This window comes from Luteolibacter flavescens (assembly GCF_025950085.1).
Classification (GTDB): Bacteria; Verrucomicrobiota; Verrucomicrobiia; order Verrucomicrobiales; family Akkermansiaceae; genus Haloferula; species Haloferula flavescens.
Window position 1 is genome coordinate 183279 of the sequence record NZ_JAPDDS010000008.1, and the last position, 14109, is coordinate 197387.

The following is a 14109-nucleotide window of genomic DNA, read 5'->3' on the forward strand; positions in this document are numbered from 1 at the left end:
ACTGAATGCCGAAAAACCCGATAAAACGGGCCAGATTTTCCACCCATGCAACCGGTTCATCCTCTGCCGGTTACATGACGAAGAAACGACGCAAAATCAGCCCATCCCGAGGCACTCGCGCTGCCAGCGCAAAAGCACGTCCGCCGGGGCCGCTTCACCCTCGGCAATCGACTCGATGATGGACCGGGGCGCGATCAGCGAACCATCGATATCCAGCTCCGCGGCCTTCGCATCGCGGGCGGAAATTAGGGCCGCCACACGGGCGTCAAACTCCGAGTCACGACGCCGGCGCAGGCCGCGCGGCTTCTCCGGCCACTCCTCCTGCGGACGCGCACGCGCGGCATCCAGCACCTCCATGAGGCGCTTCCGCCGCTCCGGGCGATAGTGCGGCGGGATGTCGATGCGCTTGCCGGAGCAGAGCGCGAGACTCCAGTCGATGAGCTGCCGGTTTGTCACCACCATGAAGGACGGGCGATCCCACGAGGCAGCCTCGGCGTCGCGCCACTCCCAGAGTGACTTCAGGAAATTCAGACCCGCGCGGTCGAGACGCCCGGAGCCCTGAATGCGCCATGGCTCGCCACGGGTTTCGTCGCGCTCCAGCACCTTGATGCGGGCGGCATCGCAGCTCTCCAGGAACCACTCGTAGCGGCCCTTCGCTTTCAACTCCGCAGAGATCTTCTCTCCCATCGGCAGGAGGAAGTGCACGTCATTCAGCGCGTACTCCATCATCTTCGGAGAGAGCGGGCGCTTGCCCCAGTCCGCCTTTTGGGACGACTTCGAGAGCACCACACCGAAGTAAAGCTCCACCAGATCCGCCAAGCCGAAGCGCCGCACGCCGAGCAGGCGCGCGCCGATCTGGGTATCATACACCGCCGGCGGCAAGGTACCAAAGGCCCGGCGCAGCATGGTCATGTCGTAGTCCGCGCCGTGCATCCACACCGTCCGCCCCTCGAGGAAGGTCCCCAGCGGAGCGAGATCCTGGATTTCCAAGGGGTCGATGAGCACATTCTCACCCCCGCAGGAAAACTGCACCAGACACAGCGACTCACGGTAGCGGTGGAGGCTATCCGCCTCGGTATCGATGGCACAAATCTCCGAGCTACCCGAGCGGCTCAACAATGCCGCAAGATCATCAGACGTGTGAACCAATACTGGAGAAGACATGAATAAGGCCGGGACTCTATGTATATGGAAAAACTCCGGACCCCGTAACGGGCCCGGAGTTTCAAATCAAACTCGATGGAATGCAAGTGGCATGCGCCAGATGTTCCACCTCTCCGCAATTACCGGATATCGACCGATGCGACCTTCACGGCCAGCGTCGGCAGCGGTGCCGCAGGATTCTTGACCGGAGCCTTGCTGCGCAGGGTCAGGTACTTCTGCGTGATATTCACGTTCGTGGTGCCCGAGCGGGTCCGGACGAAGTAAACCTCGCGGGTGGTCGGATCGAGGACGGTCACCTCGATCTGCACGTTGCGGGTCACGGTCGGACCGCTTTCCTCGATGATTTCCCACTTCGGACCGGCCTTGATCTTCTTGCTCTTCACCTTGCCCTTCGCGTTCGTGGTGTTTTCCACGAAGCTGTAGTTCAGGCTGGTGCCGGTGCGGGCGCGCTTCGGCACGCGATAGACGATGCGGTTCGTGCCATCCAGCTCAGGCCCGATGGGACCGGCTGGCTGGGCGGCGGCATCGAGGATCGGCTCGGGCTCCTGTTGGATCACGCGGTTGAATTCTTCGACCAGCAGCGGGAAGCCCGGCGCGCCGGACTCGGGAACGAGCGCCGGGACGAAGGTTTCACGGGCAGTCGCATTCAGGTCCGCATTGGTCGGGAACTGGAAGGCATACTCCTCGAGATTGCTCAGGGCGTCGCCATCGTAGTTACCGTTCGCACTGGTGTCGCGGTTCGTTCCCAGCGGGAAGGTGAGCTGCGCGTAGCCCGCGTAGGTGTCCACGAACTTCACACGCATGCGGAACTCGCGGCGCGAGCGATCCTTCGTGCTCGGGGAGACCGAGAGGTCACGCTGGTAGCGCACGTCCACGACACCTTCCTGGCCCACGTCGTAGAACGAAGGTGGCAGGGTGTAGCTCTGCACGGTCGGCGAGGACAGGATGACCGGGGCCTGCGGGATGGTCGGCGGGAAGGAAAGACGATCTTCCGCCGGGGTCAGGATGGAGAAGTAGATCTGGTCGCCCGGGACGATGTTCGTCGCGTCGTTGCCGGTCCAGCGGATCGTGTTGATGATCCGGGGGTCCATCTGGTAGTAGCCGTTGTCGAACTTGCCGTTCAGGAACTGGAATCCACCCTTCTTGCGGGGATTCGAGCCAAAGGCTTCGACGTTCGGCACGATGGTCACCGGCATGTTCACCGGGACGCTCTGCGGGTTCTGCAGGCTCGGGAAAGAGAAGATGTAGCGGCCGTTGACCAGCTCCTCATTCATCTGCTTCAGCGCGGCTGCCGGGGCGGCCACCACGGTGCCGGCCACGGAGTTCACGCTGGTGTCGATCGGGAAATTCGGGCTCGTGAAAGTGCCCGGCGTGATGGCCACGTTCAGGGTGGCGTCATTGCCATTCGGCGTGATCTCGGTGAGCACGATGGCATTGCCGCTGCCGCTCACGGTGTAGAGCGAGGTGATGGCGGGCTGCGCGGCGAGGGCCACGCGGACGTTCTCGGCCCACTCCTCGGCGAAGAGCGGCAGGATCGTCGTGTCCTCCGTCTGCGGGACCAGCGTCACCGGGATGGTGAGCGGGGAGCCGACGATGCCCTGACCGGTGACGACCACATTGATCGTGCCGGTGGCGGCGGTGGCATCGATGGTGCCGGCGGCCACGGCGGTCTCCACCTGGCGGACGGAGCCGTAGCGGCGGACCATTTCGTAGAAGGCCAGATTGTACTGGGTGACCTGCGGCGTGCGGAGGTCATGGAAGACGGTCACCTTGCCGTCGCGGAAAAGCTTCAGCGGGCGCGGCAGCTTGCTCGGCGGAGCGGAGATCAGCGAGCAAAGGTCCGGGAAACCGGGAGCGACGCGGAAAGCGGGAACCACGCTGTCGATGGACCAATACTGGTTCGCGTCGGACACGCCGTCGCGATTGAAGTCACCATAAGCGACATATCCCGTGATACCGAGGGCGCAGCCGAGGTGCGGGCCGTAGAAGAAAAGCTGCGGGTCGCTCGAGCAGGCGGCGAGATTCACCTCGCCATCCTGGAGATAGAGGTTCATGTCGCCCTGGTCGAACCGGACGGCAAATCCACCCGTCTGGAGGTGGCGCTTGTTGATCTGCAACTCCATGTACAGATCCGCGCGGGCCGCCGTGAGAGTGAGACCAAGAAATGTTGCTGCAGTGGCTACAAGCCGGTGGGTTTGCATGGGCTGAAACCTTTCGCGCACGTTTCGCTTTGACAAGAAGATTTCTCAGATCGAAAGCAGCCTGAAAACCCCGCTGTTTCAAGCATCTCAACCTTTCAGGGACCAACGCGTTACATGGTCTTTACAAGGTCCATCATCGCAATCCGCGGAGCAATAATTCCGCGTTTGTCTTCGTGGCCCTGAGATTTTTCAGGAGTGTCTCGATCGCATCTCCGATCGGCAATTGGGCGAGTTGGCGGCGCAGGTCGAGCACCTTCACGAACTCCTCGGGATGATACAGGCGCTCGTCATTCCGGGTGCCGCTCTGCGGGATATGGATGGCCGGGAAGACACGTCTTTCCGCGAGCTCGCGGTCCAGACGGACCTCCATGTTGCCCGTGCCCTTGAATTCCTCGAAAATCACGTCGTCCATCCGGTTCTCCGTCTCGATGAGCGCGGTCGCCAGGACGGTGAGGCTGCCGCCTTCCTCGACATTGCGGGCATTGCCGAAGAACTTGCGCGACTTCTGCAGGGCCGCGGGGCTGATGCCGCCGCTGCCGATCGGGCCGCCTTGGTTCGCGGAATTGTGGCCGCGGGCGAGGCGGGTGAGGCTGTCGAGCAGCAGCACGACATCCTTCCCCTGCTCCACCAGCCGGCGGGCGCGCTCGATGACGAGGTCCGCGACCTGAGCATGGCGGCGGGCGGGCTCGTCAAAGGTGGAGGCGTAAACGGCGGCACCCACGGTCTCCTCGAAGTCCGTGACTTCCTCCGGGCGCTCATCCAGCAGCACCACGATCAGCTCCACCTCCGGGTGATTCCGGCGGATGGACTTGGCGATCTGCTTCAGCAGGATGGTCTTACCCCCGCGCGGCGGCGCGACGATGAGGCCGCGCTGGCCCTTGCCCAGCGGCGCGACGAGGTCGAGCACGCGGACGCCCACCGACTCCGGGCCATCCCCTTCCAGCACGATGCGTCGGTCGGGGAAAAGCGGGGTGAGCTTGTCGAATTCCTTCGGCGTCTTGTAGTCGGCGACCGGGATGCCCTCGATCTCGAGGATCTCAGTAGCGGAAAGATATTTGTCCCGGTCGCGCGGCGCACGGATGCGCACCTTCACGCGATTCCCCGGTCGCAGGACGTGGTCACGCAGCAGGTGGCCATTGATGTAGAGATCGTCCGGCGAGGTCCGGAAGCTCCGGGCCGGGTCGCGCAGCATCGCGTAGTTTTCCTTCGCCTGCTCCACGATGCCCTCGCCGATCAGCGTTGCACCCTCGTTCGCGTAAAAGCTGAGCAGCTCGAAGACGAGCTGGGTCTTTGGCGCGCCCGGCGTGATGCGGGCGGGCACGGCCTCGGCCATGGTCAGCAGCTCTCCGAGCGGCTTCTGGCGGAAGGCATTGATATCGATGGTCTGGGGCAAGGGTGCTGCTTCCTGGACGGCCGGTGCGGCAGTGGCAGGGGTTTCAGGCAGGCTGGTATCGTCGCTCATGATGGCGTGGGAGTGGAGGAAGCGCAGCCACTGCGCTCCGAGAACGGAGGGCGGTCCCTCGTTCCATAAGACATGGTCGGCCCTGCGCAGCTTTTCCTCCTGGGGCATCTGCGCCGCGAGGATGGAAGCGATGGTGGCATCGTCGAAGCCATTCCGCTCGCGGATCCGCCGATACCGGGTTTCGAGACCGGCCGCCACCAGGAGGTTTCCGTGCTGCCCGAAGTCGAATGCGTTCTCGAACAGGAGCGGGATGTCCGCCACGAACAGGGACGCCGGGAGTTTGCGGGCAACCGCCAAAGATTCAAGACATTCCTCCCGCACCCGGGGATGAACGATCCGCTCCAGGTCCCTCCGCGCTTCCGCATCGCCAAAGACGGCACCGCGCAGGGCGCCGCGATCCACCGCCCCGGCCGCCGTGATCACCCCGTCGCCAAACCGCTCCCGCACGGCGGAAACGACCGCCGCATCCCACGCGAAAAGCCGGTGGACGCACGCATCCGCGTCAAAGATGACCGCACCGGGACACACTTCCTGCAGGATGCGGCAGGCGGTGGATTTCCCGCTGGCGATCCCGCCACTGAGGCCAAAGACAAGCACGACCGGAGTTGACGCCGGGCCGCCGCCACGGGCAACGCCGAAATGATGCGCCCACTTCCCCCTCGCCTTTCTGGAAACGAAAAAACGGCCGGGAGATCGCTCTCCCGGCCGTCTTCAGATAGTTTGATCCTCGTGTGGATCAGTGACGAATCACTGCTCGATCGGAGGCAGCACACCGGTGCCGACATCCATCATCGGGTCACCACCCAGGTCAGCGCGAGGGGTAGCCTCGACGCCGCGGAGCGGACGACCGGTCGCATCGATGATGTTCGCGGTCACGAAGATGATCAGGTTGCTCTTGATCCGGTTTTCAGCCTTCGACTGGAACAGACGACCAACGATCGGGATATCACCGAAGATCGGCACCGAGTCCTCAACCGTCTGCACGTCCTCGCGCATCAGGCCGCCGACCGCGACGGTGTAGCCGTCATAGATGGTCAGGGCGGTGGTCACGCGGCGGGTCGAGAAGACCGGCATTTCGATACGGTTTTCCGTGATGGTCACCGTGGTCGGGTTGCCGAGGAAGTCGGTCGCCGGGGACTGGATCGGGCTGCCGTAGTTGACGAAGCCTTCGAACTCGACGATTTCCGGTGCGAAGCGGAGGTCGATCACGAAGTCATTGCCACCGATGGTCGGCTCGATCTCGAGGGTGATACCGGTGTTCCGGGTCTCGAACGAGGTCGGGGTCGCCGGGGTGACCGGGAAGGAGCTTGCGCTGCCCAGGCCGAGACCGCCGCCACCGCCGCCATCGAAGCTGCTGCCGATGGAGTTCGGGAGTTCGGGGGGCTCGTATTCGGTCGGGTAGATGAATTCGCGGATGATCTCGATGAGCGCCTTCTCACCGGAGCGAGCAGTGATGCTCGGCGCGGTCATGAGGTCGGTGCCCTTCTTCTGCGCGAGACCGCGCATGATCATCTGCACCTGGCCATCCGAGAACAGGCCGGTCAGGGCGGCGATGCCCGGAGCCGGGGTCGCGCTCGAGTCGGAGCGGTCGGTGTTGTTCAGGATCGCATCGATGCTGTTGCGGTTCACCGCGCCGAGGCCGGAGCGGTTGCCGGCGGTCACGATGTTCGAGACATTGGTGCTCGGATCGGCAGGGATACCCGGGATCGTGACACCGGCGATCTCGCCGATGAAGTCGGTGTTCCTGCGGGACTGGCCGTTGCCGACCGTGCCACCGCCTGCGAAGACCTGGTTCGCGGAGAGACCGAAGGGAGAAACGATCCAGTCGAAGCCGAGCTCGTCGGTGTTCTCCTGGGAGATTTCGACAAACTTCGTCGAGATCTTCACCTGCTTCGGCGTCTGATCCTTCACGTTGTCCACGAGGGACTCGATGAGGTCGATGTTCGTCGGGGTGTTGCGAACCACCAGGCGGGAGCCGGTGAGGGACGCGGAAGAGCCTGCTGCATCCGTAACACCGTTCTGCTTGAGCAACTCACCGATCGTACGACGGACAGGAAGCGTCGTACCACCGCTGCCGCTATCCGCGAACGGATCGTCACTACCACCACCACCGCCGCCACCACCGGCACCCTCGCCAAGAAGGCTGAGGAAGTTCGGCGGCACGGTGAAGGTGCGGTTGATGAGGTCTTCGCTGGTCTCGGAAGCCGGGACGAGGGTGACGGCATAATCGTCCACCTTGTAGCGCAGGCGGGTCTTTTCGCAGATATAGCGGAGGACCTCGGAGAGCGGCATGTTCCGCAGGCTGAGCTGGTCGATGCGCAGCGCGCCGGGATCCTGGGCAGCACCCAGACCGGCGGTTGCGTCGCCCTCAGCAGCAGCGGCACCACCATCGGCGCGCGGCTTGCGGATCACGAAGTTGATACCTTTCTTGGCTGGATCGAGTTCGCTGGTGTCGAACTCGACGGCACGCACGCGAAGGAAGTCGATGGCTTCCTCGACCGACGTATTGTCGAAGTCGATCACCGGAATGATGATCCGGCGGAGCTTTGCGGTGATGGAGACGGAGCCGAGGCTGGCGTCGTTGCCACCGCCCGGGGTGATCAGGTCCTCATTGACGATCGGAGGCACGGCCAGTTCCCAGGCGCGGTCCACTTCGGCGAGAAGGGTGGCGCGGGTCTGGTCGTAGGCAGCGCGGTAGTAGTCGGCGCGGGCCTGGGCCACGACTTCCATACCACGGCGGGCAGCCTTGTTGTATGGGTCGATGCGGAGCACTTCCTCGTAGGTGAGGTTGGCTTCGTCGAACTTGCCGAGGTTGTAGGCACCTTCGGCGGTGTAGAGCTTGCGGCGGACCTCGTCGGCATTCTGCGTGTGCTCGTAGGTGAGCGCAGGATTCGTGCGGATCGGGTCGTCGAGGTAATCGTTGAGGCGCTTGGCTTCAGCGTTGTTCGGGTTCAACGCGAGCACGTCATTCGCGAGCTGACGGGCCTCGCTGTACTTGCCAACCTTGCGGTATTGCTCACCAAGGGCGGAAGAACCGTCGGCAAGGAGCTGCGTCAGGTAGTCCCGGCGGTCCTTGACCATCGGTGCATCCGGAAGCACGTCCAGAGCGGCCTTGTACTTGTCCACTGCCACCTTGTAGTCACCCTTGGCATAGGCTTCACGACCTTCGTCGCGGAGCGTGTCCGACTGGGAGACCGCATTCTGGCGGCGGATCATTTCTTTCTGGGCAAGTCCGCTGTAGCTGCCGCTGGAGTATCCTTCTCCGGCGTTGGCGGTGGTCAGCGTGACCGGCATCACAGCGGCCACGGCCATCAGGGCGGCAGCGGTGCTGTAGGTGCGATGCATTGGCGTTTTTTGCATGGTTGGGGCTGTGTTCTGCCGGGCGAACCGGCTGTTGGGAAGCGCTATTTTCAAAAACGATTTGATTTTTCCAAAAGGCATTCAGCCCTTTGGAATTTCGCGGGTTTGGGTCGCTCCGCTGGCGTCGGTGTACTCGACTTCGATGCCGGTGGGCGTGACTTTCTTGAGCAGGTAATTCTTCTCGGGAGCATCCGGCGGAAGCGCGAACTTGGTGCGCTCCTCGACCTTGAATTCCTTGCCACCGTAGCCGATGGCGCGGAGGTCCAGCACGGCAATGCGGTCGTAGTAGGCCTTCGACTCCAGTTCGGCGTCGGGGAGACCTGCCTGGGACTCATACTTGTCCCCCGCCTTGTTGGCCTTGAGCTCTTCGAAGATGCCGATCTTGACGTTCTGGGCCAGGCCGGTGCGCTCGCTCTTCACCTCGCGTTCCTCGATTCCGACGAATTTGAAGCGGTTCGCGAAGTCGCCTTCCTTGAAGAAAGTGTCGCCGACAGCGAGCATCTCGGCGGCGCTCACGCGGTTCTGGAGCTTCTTCGACTTGTCCGGGGTCAGCGCGACGAAACGCGGTGCCCACTTGCCTCCCGACTCAAGGCCGAACTGGACATACCACATGGTGGATTCGTCCTTCACATAAGCGAGCTTCGTCACGAGCGGCGGATATTTAGTAGCATCGACCGGGTGGGTCTTGGCCAGGAATTCCTCGCGGTTGGTGAAGCCGTCGCCATCGTCATCGCGGTCGGGCGAATTGGCGAAGGTCATGTTCGCGCCATTGTCGAGCCACCAGCTGTTCGGGATACCCTCGTGAACGGGGGTTCCCTTGCGTGGATCGACGGAACGGTTCAGATCGTTCTTATCGGCGAAGAGCGCGATGCCGACGAAGGTATCCACCTGGCTACCGTCGTGCTCCTGCTTGATGATCTCGCGATTCGAGGTGAGGGAGGAGACGGCCTTTGCGGCCTCCGGTGCCTCTGGCACCTCAATCTCCTCCTTGCCGGAGGACGGAACAGAGCGGACGAAATCAGCATCGACCGCGCTGGTCTTCATGACACCCAGGCCGACGCATGCAAGGGCGGTGACACCGCCGACACCGAGCAGGATTTTTTCGAGGTTTTTTGGAAGCTGGGACATGTCGGGATCAGGATTGGGCTTTGGGTGCTGCGGCGGCGGGAGCCTCAAGGAACTGGATGATGTCGATGCGGAGGAAGACGTTGAGCTTCTCCGATCCGAGGACCTGCTGAAGAATCACTCCATCGCCACCGGCGGCAGGAGCGGGAGCAGCAGCATCGGCAGGAGCCGCGTCATCGGCAGGAGCGGCCGCGTCATCGCCAGGCAGCACGAAGCCACCGGCACCACCGAAGGGATCGGAGGAGCCTGCACCGGCATCCGGCTGGGCTTCTTCGGTCTTCTCGAAGTTGCCATCGGCGGAAGTCGGGGCGACCTGCCTCTCATTCACGATACGGATCGAGCGCACCACATAGTAGTGGGTCTTCGAATCATCGAGCGAGGAGAGGAACTTGCGGACGGAAGCCTCGGTGCCATTGAAGGCGATCTCGACCGGCAGGGCGCGGTAAGACTTGCCTTTCGCATCGAAGGGCTTCGCACCAGCCTTCTCTTCATCAAGCTGCGGGCGGTGGATGTTCAGGAGCTTGGCCGGCGTTGCAGCAGCCAGATTCGCCATGAGCTCGCTGAGGGCCTCAAGCTGGTAGGTCAGGATGCCGGTGGCACCCCGCTCCGGCGGAGAGGTGGTGTAGGCTTCCATGCCGAGGAAGAACTCCGCAGGCACTTCGGTCGGGGTCGGAAGGATCTCCGCGAAGGCCTTGGAGGCGACCTCCTTCGCCTTCAGCAGCGTGTCGCTGAAGGCGGCGGGATCGACATTCGCCGGGGTCGGCGTGCGGAATTTCTCGAAAGCAGCCTGCATGTCCTCCACCGACTTCTTGTAGTCGGCGACTGCCTTCTTCTTGGCCTGGAGGTTGTCTTCGCTCGGATAGACCTTGCCACCAGCCATGAGGTCCACCTCATCGGCGGCGGAGGTGTATTCCTCCTTGGCAGTGGAGTAGTCGCCGGAAGCCTTGATGCCCCAGAAGATGAGGCCCGCGGCAGCGACTGCGGTGATGCCGCCCAATCCGGCGGCGAAACGGTTTTCCTGGATCCAGCTCATGGTCGAGGCGTGTTGAAAGGGGTTTTAAAGAGTTGAATCACTTGATGGGAACCTCGCGGGAAAGCGGGATTACGACTTCGAACGGAGCGGCGAAATCCGAAGAGGCCGGAGCACTCTCGAGCTTCGGAACGAGCTTCGAGTCTTCGAGATCGACGACGGTGACTTTCTTGGTCTTCGGATCGATCTGGTCGACAGTGAAACGGAGGTGCAAGGGCTCCTTGCGAAGGCGGCCGATCAGTTCATAGACCAGATTGCTACCTTTGGGATTCCCCTCGCCCGCGCGCCAGAAGCCGCGAAGGCGGATGGCATTTGCAGTGGGAGTGATCTCCGGTGCCGGAGCGGCATTCCGCGGTGCATTGCGGGCAGGAGCCGGTGCCTCCACCTTGATGCCCTCAAGGCCGCTGACGCCGTATCCCAACGTGTAGAACTCGCCCTTCACCGTGGACTTCGACTTCTTGAGGTCGTCGGCAGTACCAAGCGGGTTGTAATTGAAGACGGGATCGAAGTCGGTGATCCAAGCGGAGTCGCTGGCGAAACCGGCCTGAATCTCCTGGATCAGCTCGAGCCAGAAGGTGCGATCGGCCTCCGAGCTGGTGAACTGGGTGGCAAGCGCGACGAGCTGCTCCTGCTTCTTGAACTCCGAGGAAATCGGGCCCGCGATGCTGGTGAGCTGCTCCTTCTGCTCGGTCATCTTGCTGGCCTCTTCCTTCGCCTTCGAGGCGGCGACGGTGGTGAGACCGGCCCAGGCACCGAGGCCGATGAGCAGGGCTGCAGCGGCACCGATGAAGAACGGCTTCTGCTTCTCGGCGAGGCGGGCGGCCTGGACCTTCGTCGGGACGAGGTCGATATTGACGGACGACTTGCCGGTGGCGCGGAGGCCGAGGCCGATGAGCTCACCCATGAGGTGCGCCTCGCGGCCGAGCTTGTCGGTATCGACGCCCTTGCCCACGGCGATGGCGCCGACGGGATTGAAGAACTCGACGGGCAGGTGGAGCTTTTCTTCGAAGAACTCCTTCGTGTAGGGCAGGTTCGCGCCACCACCGGCGAGGATGATGCGCTTCGGCGCATTACCACCCTGCTGGCTGCGGTAGTAGTTCGTGGTGCGGGCGATCTCCGAGGGGAGCTGGCCCAGCGCATTGCGGATGGTGGTGGCCAGGGCAGCGGTCGTTTCGTCGAGCTGCTCGGTGTGGCCGCCGCCGAGGGCGACGAGACCGCCGTGGGTCTTGTGGCCTTCCGCATCGGCGAAGGAAACGCCGTACTCCTTCGAGATGGCGGAGGTGATGGAGACGCCGCCGCGGTTCACGCTGCGGGTGAAGAAGCGCTTGCCCTCGATGTAGAGCAGGTCGGTGGACTTCGCGCCGATGTCGATGAGCAGGATGGGCTCGTCCACGCCCGGATAGGCGGCGCGGAAGGCATTGTAGAGGGCCATCGGGGCCACATCCACCTCGGCGGTGGCGAGGCCGGTGCCGGTGACGGACTCATTGAGCTCGTCGAGCGACTCCGCCTTCATGGCGACGATCACGACTTCCTTTTCGCCGGCGCTTTCGAGGATCTCGTAGTCCCAGACCACCTCGCTGAGGGGGAAGGGCACGTGCTGCTGCGCCTCGAAGGTGACGAGCTGCTCGATATCGTCATCGCCGAGCGGCGGGAGCTTCACGAAGCGGGTGAAGACGGACTGGCCGGAGACCGCGTAGCGGACCTTTGCCTTGCCGGCCTTCAGCCGCTGGGTGAGCTGGCCGATGGCGTAGCCGATCTGGGCCGGGCGGGATGCTTCAGTGGCGGGATCGGCGAGGATCACCTCGCTGTCATATGCCTTGAGAACGAGGCCGCCGGATTTCGACGGTTCGAACACGGCCATGCTCACGCGCTGGGAGCCGATATTGAGTGCGATAGAGGACTGTGTGTCAGCCATGACGGGCTTTGTAAAAAACGGGGTTTTGGCGTCGGGGACCGGGGACGCGAAGGAAAATTAGCGCTCCTTCTGGATCTCGGCGTAGCGATCCCACCAGAGCATGGAGAACGGGGTCTCGTCCTTGTTGAGGAGCGGGAACTTGTCGCTCTGGTCGGAAAGGCTGCCGGCATTCCACCAGCCGACCTTTTCCTTCTCGGCGGCTTCGCCGACCTTCACTCCATCGACGAGCACTTCCACGCCCACGGCGCGGACGGCGCTCTTGCCGGCCTTGTCCTTGCCGGTCAGGCGCTTGATGGCGGACGGCGACATGTAAACGGAGCTGAAGATCTCCTCATCGATGGGGACATTGATGTGGTTGATGGTCTTCGAGAGCTTGATCACGCCCTTGCCGTCGGGATTCGCCATCGCGACATACCACTTCACGGTCACCTGGTTGATGAAGCCGATCTTCTTCTGCTCGGCGTTGCCAGCGGGGATCTTGATGCCCACTTCAACTTCGAGCCAGTCCTTGGGGCGGAAGCTCTTGGCCTTGCCGGTGTTGACTTCCGGCGAAGGGATGTCGTCGAAAACGAGGGTGCCCACGTTCGCCTTCGTTTGGGCGGAAGCGGGTGCCGCCATGAAGGCGAGCGCGGCAAAGGAGGCAGCGATGGCGGCGAGCGCCGGCCTACGGAACAGACTGTGACGATGTTTCATGGTGGGCTTTCTGTTTTTGGAGAACTAGGGAATGGCTCCGGGTATTGACCAGAGAAAATCGCGCCGCGTGCTAGAAAAATCCATCACGTATTTACATCGGAGACGCGGAGCATCGACCACCGCGGTTGACAGCCATGCGGGCCGCCGTTTCTGCTTCCCGGGTGAGCCACGCGCAATGGATTCTGGACCCCGCGAAGCCGCGGGTGGTGGGGAGTTTCGGAAATGTGGATAGCCTCGTCGCGACGACTAACAAGGAGGCCGAAGAGGCGTGCGATCTGGTGGAGATCCGGCTGGATCTTTTGGAGAATCCGGCGGCGCGTCCGTGGGCGCATCTGGCGGGTATACCAATGCTTTTCACTGCACGACGCGGGGACGAGGGCGGCGCGGGCGACCTGACGGCGGCGCAGCGGTCCGGGCTGCTGGAGGCGGTGCTCGCCGAGGCGGCGCTGGTGGATGTGGAGCTGGTGTCCGCGGGGACCGGGGAGATGGCCGGGGCTCTGGAAGCGACTGCGGGCCAAGGAGTGCCGTGGGTGGCCTCGTGGCATGATTTCGAGGGCCGGGCGGATTCCTACGGGAAGATCCCGGCGATGGCGGAGCAGGCGGCGGCAGCGGGCGCGGCGTGTTTCAAAGCGGCGATCCGGCTGCATGAGATGGCGGATCTGGAGAGACTGGCGGGCCTGCTTCAAATGAAGCATCCCCTGCCCCTCTCGCTGATGGGGATGGGGCCGCTGGCACCGGTGTCGCGGTTGCTGTGTGCGCAGTACGGGTCGGTTTTGAATTACGGCTATATCGGGAATGCGCCGACGGCACCGGGGCAGTGGAGCGCGCGGTTGCTGAAGGAGGCAGTGGGGGTGTCGGTGATAGGGTGCGGGGGGTGATAGTGCCGGGGAATTTTCGGCCCGTCCGATTTCGAATGCCCTGTGGATCACGGCGAGTCCATAGGGCCAAAGGCCCGGGCATCGCCCGGGGTAGGTGATCCGATGGGGATTTGCGGTCTGTAGGGCCGTGACCGGTGAAGACCAAGCGCGAGTCGTGGTAATCCGGCGAAGGCGGGCCTGACACTTATCGCGGACCTTTGGCCCGCCACTTTCGTCTGCATCCAACCCGGGCCGTTGGCCCGGGCTTAGGAATGGCCGGGCCTTTGGCCCTTTTGAACCGT

Annotated in this window: 9 protein-coding genes; 1 reads left to right on the plus strand and 8 read right to left on the minus strand. The window is 63.2% G+C overall.

The genetic code is table 11. The features are described 5' to 3' along the window. Positions 1–96: 96 nt before the first annotated feature. The 8 genes from OKA04_RS15495 to OKA04_RS15530 form a co-directional block, all read right to left on the minus strand. The gene (locus tag OKA04_RS15495; RefSeq protein WP_264502092.1) at positions 97–1164 is read right to left on the minus strand and encodes a ribonuclease D; all 1068 of its coding nucleotides are present in this window, start codon (positions 1162–1164) and stop codon (positions 97–99) included. 119 nt (positions 1165–1283) lie between these two features. Beyond that, on the minus strand, positions 1284–3287 hold the full coding sequence (locus OKA04_RS15500) for a hypothetical protein (RefSeq protein WP_264502093.1): 2004 nt from the start codon (positions 3285–3287) through the stop codon (positions 1284–1286). A gap of 211 nt (positions 3288–3498) precedes the next feature. Then, positions 3499–5424, minus strand: coding sequence for a transcription termination factor Rho (rho, locus tag OKA04_RS15505; RefSeq protein ID WP_264502094.1), 1926 nt, complete (start codon positions 5422–5424; stop codon positions 3499–3501). 150 nt (positions 5425–5574) lie between these two features. Then, entirely contained in the window at positions 5575–8187 is a 2613-nt protein-coding gene (locus tag OKA04_RS15510; RefSeq protein WP_264502095.1) for an Amuc_1098 family type IV pilus outer membrane protein, read from the minus strand. Positions 8188–8268: 81 nt separating this feature from the next. Beyond that, positions 8269–9315 carry an Amuc_1099 family pilus-like system protein gene (locus OKA04_RS15515; protein ID WP_264502096.1) on the minus strand — a complete coding sequence of 349 codons (1047 nt, stop codon included), beginning with the start codon at positions 9313–9315 and terminating at the stop codon, positions 8269–8271. A 7-nt stretch (positions 9316–9322) separates the two neighbouring features. Beyond that, entirely contained in the window at positions 9323–10345 is a 1023-nt protein-coding gene (locus tag OKA04_RS15520) for an Amuc_1100 family pilus-like protein (RefSeq protein ID WP_264502097.1), read from the minus strand. Between the two features lie 37 nt (positions 10346–10382). Next, positions 10383–12257, minus strand: a complete 1875-nt coding sequence (gene mul2B / locus OKA04_RS15525; RefSeq protein ID WP_264502098.1) for an Amuc_1101 family PilM-like pilus complex protein — start codon at positions 12255–12257, stop codon at positions 10383–10385. 57 nt (positions 12258–12314) lie between these two features. Next, complete coding sequence (locus OKA04_RS15530; RefSeq protein WP_264502099.1) at positions 12315–12950, minus strand: Amuc_1102 family pilus-like protein; 636 nt, start codon at positions 12948–12950, stop codon at positions 12315–12317. A 224-nt stretch (positions 12951–13174) separates the two neighbouring features. Between OKA04_RS15530 and OKA04_RS15535 the strand changes: the two genes are divergently transcribed. Beyond that, positions 13175–13828 carry a type I 3-dehydroquinate dehydratase gene (locus OKA04_RS15535; protein WP_264502100.1) on the plus strand — a complete coding sequence of 218 codons (654 nt, stop codon included), beginning with the start codon at positions 13175–13177 and terminating at the stop codon, positions 13826–13828. Positions 13829–14109: the final 281 nt, after the last annotated feature.

Coding starts and splice junctions, on each gene's coding strand:
- OKA04_RS15495 (WP_264502092.1), bottom strand. CDS start 1,164: ATGTCTTCTCCAGTATTGGTTCACACGTCTGATGATCTTGCGGCATTG.
- OKA04_RS15500 (WP_264502093.1), bottom strand. CDS start 3,287: ATGGAGTTGCAGATCAACAAGCGCCACCTCCAGACGGGTGGATTTGCC.
- OKA04_RS15510 (WP_264502095.1), bottom strand. CDS start 8,187: ATGCAAAAAACGCCAATGCATCGCACCTACAGCACCGCTGCCGCCCTG.
- OKA04_RS15515 (WP_264502096.1), bottom strand. CDS start 9,315: ATGTCCCAGCTTCCAAAAAACCTCGAAAAAATCCTGCTCGGTGTCGGC.
- OKA04_RS15520 (WP_264502097.1), bottom strand. CDS start 10,345: ATGAGCTGGATCCAGGAAAACCGTTTCGCCGCCGGATTGGGCGGCATC.
- mul2B (WP_264502098.1), bottom strand. CDS start 12,257: ATGGCTGACACACAGTCCTCTATCGCACTCAATATCGGCTCCCAGCGC.
- OKA04_RS15530 (WP_264502099.1), bottom strand. CDS start 12,950: ATGAAACATCGTCACAGTCTGTTCCGTAGGCCGGCGCTCGCCGCCATC.